Below are 4,571 nucleotides of genomic sequence, written 5' to 3'. Positions count from 1 at the left end.
GGCCCCGCCCGAGCGACCGATGGCGCCCGAGCGACCGATGGCGCCCGGACGACCGATGACGCCGGGGCGGTCAGCGGTCGCCGTGGCGGGCCAGGTGGTCGGCCCTGCGGATCGGCTCGGGCAGGCGGTGGCACGGCGAGAGCCGCAGCACCTGCGCGCACGCCGTGTCCAGGGAGATCCGGTGCCCCTGCGACACGTACACCGGCTTGACGCCGGGCCGCGTGCGCAGGGCGCGGCCGACGGTCGAGCCGTCCAGGTCGATCGGTGTCCACGCGCCGCGCTCGGGGGCCGGCGTGTCGCAGGCGCCGACGAAGTGCGTCTTGCCCACGCCGAGCGCGGGCAGCCCGGTCAGCACGCCCAGGTGGCAGGCCAGCCCGAACCCGCGCGGGTGCGCCAGGCCGTACCCGTCGCAGACCAGCAGGTCGGGGGTGACGGTGAGGCGTTCGAGCGCCTCCACCAGCGCGGGCAGCTCACGAAAGGCGAACAGGCCCGGCACGTACGGGAAGCGCGCCTTGCCGCGCACCACCACCTGCTCGACCACCGGCAGCTCACCCAGGCCCGCGCCACCCATGTCACCCGACCCCGCGCCACCCACGTCACGAGGGTCCGCGTCACCCATGTCACGAGGGCTCGCGTCACGCGCGTCCAGCACCACCACGGCGGCCGTCACGTCGTCGTCGCCGTGGTAGTGCACGTCGAGCCCCGCGACCGAGGCGAACGCCGCCGGCCCGGTCAGCTCGACGCGCGGGCGCAGCCGCTCCTGGATCGCCCGCGCCTCCTCGGCGGTGTCCGGCCAGGGGTGAAGGTGGTTGACGCGCACCCGGCCCAACCTATGCCCCGCCGGACCGGGAGCGAGCCCGCTGCTCAGGCTGCCGCTCAAGGTGCCGCAGCTCATCGTCCAGGGCACGGGCGACGAGCTGGACCTGGTCGACTTCGCCCGCCGCTACGCCCGCGCCGCCCAGGAGGCCGGCGACGACGTGACGTACCTGGAGATGTCGGGCGACCACCTCGCGGTGATCGACCCCGCCGCCCCGATCTGGCGGACCACCGCCCTGGCCATCACGAAGACCCTCCACTGAGACCCTCCACTGAGACCCTCCACTGAGACCCTCCACTGAGGCCCTCCGCTGAGACCGCCCCGGACGGCGGGACGGCGCGTCACGGCGGCGGGGCTGGTGCGTACGGCGGGGACGGGCCGACACTGGGCACATGCAGTCGTACTCCAGCGCCACCGCGCAGACCGCCCTCCTGGGCGAGACCATCGGCGAGAACTTCGAGCGGACCGTGGCGGCCTTCGGCGGCCGTGAGGCCCTGGTCGACGTCCCCACGGGACGCCGATGGACGTACGCCCAGCTCGACGCCGACGTCAACGACCTCGCCCGCGCCCTGCTCGCCAGGGGGATCGCCAAGGGCGACCGGGTCGGCATCTGGGCGCCGAACCGCGCCGAGTGGGTGCTCGTGCAGTACGCCACGGCGAAGATCGGCGCGATCCTGGTCAACGTCAACCCGGCCTACCGCAGCCACGAGCTGGAGTACGTGGTCAAGCAGTCGGGCATGCGGCTGCTGATCAGCGCCCAGACGCACCGGACCAGCGACTACCGCGCGATGGTGGCGGAGATCGGCTACGCCGACGTCGTCTACCTGGACGACCCCGGCTGGGACGCGCTGCTCGGCGAGGCCGCGGCCGTGGAGGAGGGACGGCTGCGGGCGCGGATGGCGGAGCTGGCCTTCGACGACCCGATCAACATCCAGTACACCTCCGGCACGACCGGCTTCCCCAAGGGCGCGACCCTGTCGCACCACAACATCCTCAACAACGGCTACTTCGTCGGCGAGCTGATCCACTACACCGAGCAGGACAGGGTCTGCCTGCCGGTGCCCTTCTACCACTGCTTCGGCATGGTCATGGGCAACCTCGGCGCGACCTCGCACGGCGCGTGCGTCGTCATCCCCGCCCCGGGCTTCGAGCCGGAGGCGACGCTCAGGGCCGTGCAGGACGAGAGATGCACCTCCCTGTACGGGGTGCCGACCATGTTCATCGCCGAGCTGGCGGTGGCCGCGAAGTACGACCTGTCGTCGCTGCGCACCGGCATCATGGCCGGCTCGCCCTGCCCGGTCGAGGTGATGAAGCGCGTCGTCAGCGAGATGAACATGCGCGAGGTCGCCATCTGCTACGGCATGACCGAGACGTCCCCGGTGTCCACGATGACCAGGTCCGACGACGACCTGGCCCGCAGGACCGAGACCGTCGGCCGGGTGATGCCGCACGTCGAGGTCAAGATCGTGCAGCCGGACACCGGCCAGGTAGTGCCGCGCGGCGAGCCGGGCGAGCTGTGCACGCGCGGCTACTCGGTCATGCTCGGCTACTGGGACGAGCCGGACAAGACCGCCGAGGCCATCGACGCCGCCCGCTGGATGCACACCGGCGACCTGGCCACCATGGACGACGACGGCTACGTCAACGTGGTCGGCCGCATCAAGGACATGGTCATCCGCGGCGGCGAGAACGTCTACCCGCGCGAGATCGAGGAGTTCCTGTACCGGCACCCGGACGTCGCCGACGTGCAGGTGATCGGCGTGCCGGACGAGAAGTACGGCGAGGAGCTGATGGCCTGGGTCATCATGCGCGAGGGCGCCGAGCCGCTGACGGCCGAGGCGGTCAGGGAGTTCTGCTCGGGACGGCTGGCGCACTTCAAGATCCCGCGGTACGTGCACGTCGCCGACGCGTTCCCGATGACGGTGACGGGGAAGATCCGCAAGGTCGAGATGCGGCAGCGGTCGGTCGACCTGCTGGGGCTGCGGACGGCCGCGGAGATCCGCAACGCGTGACACCGGTGACCTGCCGGATCCGGGCACGGCCTAGCATGGCCGGGTGATCGGCGGCGAGGTGTTCGGCCTGTTCGGGACGGGGGTGGCGGCCGGGGTCCTCAGCACGGTCGTGAGCCTGGCGTCCATCGTCTCCTACCCGGCGCTGCTGGCGTTCGGACTGCCGCCGCTGGCCGCCAACGTCACCAACACGGTCGCGCTGCTGTTCACCGGGCTCGGCGCGGTGGCCGGGTCGCGGCCGGAGCTGGCCGGGCAGGGCGGCCTGGTGCTGCGGCTGAGCTGGGTGAGCGCGCTGGGCGGGGCGACGGGGGCGGCGCTGCTGCTGGTGACGCCCGCGCGGACGTTCGAGGTGGTGGCGCCGTGGCTGATCGCGGCGGCCTCCCTGATGCTGCTGCGCCGCCCCTCGGGCGAGGGCGACGGACCACGCGAGGCCGACGGACCGGGCGAGACCGGCGGACCGGACGAGGCGGGCACGCAGGGTGCGGTAGGCGCGCAGGGTGTGGCGGGCGGCCGGCGCGGGGTGCTGATGCGGGTCGCGCTGTTCGGGGCGTGCCTCTACATCGGATACTTCGGGGCGGCGGGCGGCGTCCTGCTGCTCGCCATGCTGGCGATCTTCCTGCACCACCCGCTGCCGAGGCTCAACGCGATCAAGAACGTGCTGTCGGGGTCGGCGAACGCGGTGGCGGCGGCGGGGTTCGCGGTGTTCGGGCCGGTGGACTGGGGAGCGGTGGCCCCGCTGGGGCTCGGGTTCCTGGTGGGCGGATGGCTCGGGCCGAAGATCGTACGGCGGCTGCCGGGGCAGACGCTGCGCTACCTGGCGTCGGCGTGCGGGGTGGCGGTCGCGGTCAAGCTGGGCTGGGACACGTACCTGACCTGACCGGGCCGGGTCACGCGGCGGAGAGCGGGAAGTCCTCGACCGTCCGCCAGGTCGTCCCGTCGAACTCCACCAGCCGCACCGTCGTCACCCGCGACCTGACCGGCAGCCCCGGCTCGATCGCGGCCGACGCCTCGTCGAAGCGGGCCTCGCCCCCGTCGTAGCCGATCGACAGGTGGGGGAGCGCCTCGCCGTGCTTGCCGCCGTACGGGATCGCCCGCGGCCAGCGGGCGGTGACCGCGCCGGTGAGCCGCGCGAACGGCTCGGCCGGCGACGGTTCGAGGTAGAGCAGGCCGCCCAGCCGCACGCACCTGGCGAAGACCACGTCGAACGCCGCGAACCCGGCGAACAGCTCGCCCAGCGCCGCCCGCCCGGCCTCGCCGGAGGGCAGGAACGGATACATCACCGTCACGTGCGGTGGCACCCCGTACGGCGACGACGGGTCGAGCGCGGCCCGCCACGGACCCACGACCGGCTCGGCCTCGGGCACCGGCACCACCAGCGCCGTCCGTCCCGCCGGGTAACGTCCCATCGGATCCCCCCGTCAGACCAGCTTGGCGAAGCGGCCGGCCACCTCGCGCCAGATCGGCGTGGACACCGGCTCGTCGGCGACCGCCCGCGCGTACACCTCGTCCGGGTCGAACCCGTCCACCCGCCACTCCCGGATCCGCGCCGGCAGCACCTCGGGGTGGAACTGCACCCCCCACGCCTGCTCGCCGACCCGGAACGCCTGGTACGGGCAGGCCGCCGTCTGCGCCAGCCAGGCGGCGCCGGGCGGCAGGGCGGTGACGGCGTCGACGTGGTGCTCGACGGCGGGCACCGTCTCGGGCAGCCCGTGGAAGAGGGGGTCGGTGGGGGGCTCGGGGGGCAG

Annotated in this window: 6 protein-coding genes; 3 read left to right on the top strand and 3 right to left on the bottom strand. The window is 73.4% G+C overall.

The window, feature by feature from the left end; translation table 11 throughout:
* Window positions 1–70 precede the first annotated feature (70 nt).
* A complete protein-coding gene (locus KME77_RS06590; RefSeq protein WP_308250584.1) occupies window positions 71–820 on the bottom strand; it encodes an endonuclease V in 750 nt (249 codons plus the stop codon).
* Here KME77_RS06590 and KME77_RS06585 point away from each other — a divergent pair.
* The 3 genes from KME77_RS06585 (at window position 810) to KME77_RS06575 (ending at window position 3,703) form a co-directional block, all read left to right on the top strand.
* Entirely contained in the window at window positions 810–1,079 is a 270-nt protein-coding gene (locus KME77_RS06585) for an alpha/beta hydrolase family protein (protein ID WP_219462959.1), read from the top strand. The genes KME77_RS06590 and KME77_RS06585 overlap by 11 nt on opposite strands.
* A 130-nt stretch (window positions 1,080–1,209) precedes the next feature.
* Complete coding sequence (locus tag KME77_RS06580) at window positions 1,210–2,829, top strand: AMP-binding protein (protein WP_219462953.1); 1,620 nt, start codon at window positions 1,210–1,212, stop codon at window positions 2,827–2,829.
* Between the two features lie 43 nt (window positions 2,830–2,872).
* Window positions 2,873–3,703 (top strand): sulfite exporter TauE/SafE family protein, encoded by an 831-nt coding sequence (locus KME77_RS06575; protein ID WP_308250583.1) that lies wholly within the window; start codon window positions 2,873–2,875, stop codon window positions 3,701–3,703.
* Window positions 3,704–3,713: 10 nt separating this feature from the next.
* On the opposite strand, the gene KME77_RS06570 is transcribed toward KME77_RS06575, so the two are convergent.
* Window positions 3,714–4,232, bottom strand: coding sequence for a 2'-5' RNA ligase family protein (locus KME77_RS06570; RefSeq protein WP_219462951.1), 519 nt, complete (start codon window positions 4,230–4,232; stop codon window positions 3,714–3,716).
* Between the two features lie 12 nt (window positions 4,233–4,244).
* On the bottom strand, window positions 4,245–4,571 hold a 327-nt coding region (locus KME77_RS06565; protein ID WP_372451142.1), incomplete at its 5' end, for a type 1 glutamine amidotransferase.

The sequence above is a fragment of the Nonomuraea rhizosphaerae genome, from assembly GCF_019396405.1.
Lineage (GTDB): Bacteria > Actinomycetota > Actinomycetes > Streptosporangiales > Streptosporangiaceae > Nonomuraea > Nonomuraea rhizosphaerae.
The sequence above is the reverse complement of the archived record's forward strand: the minus strand, read 5'-3'. Positions and strand labels throughout refer to the sequence as shown.

What these genes read in the sequence shown, in the direction of transcription:
- KME77_RS06580 (WP_219462953.1), top strand. Translation starts at nt 1,210, where the DNA reads ATGCAGTCGTACTCCAGCGCCACCGCGCAGACCGCCCTCCTGGGCGAG.
- KME77_RS06570 (WP_219462951.1), bottom strand. Translation starts at nt 4,232, where the DNA reads ATGGGACGTTACCCGGCGGGACGGACGGCGCTGGTGGTGCCGGTGCCC.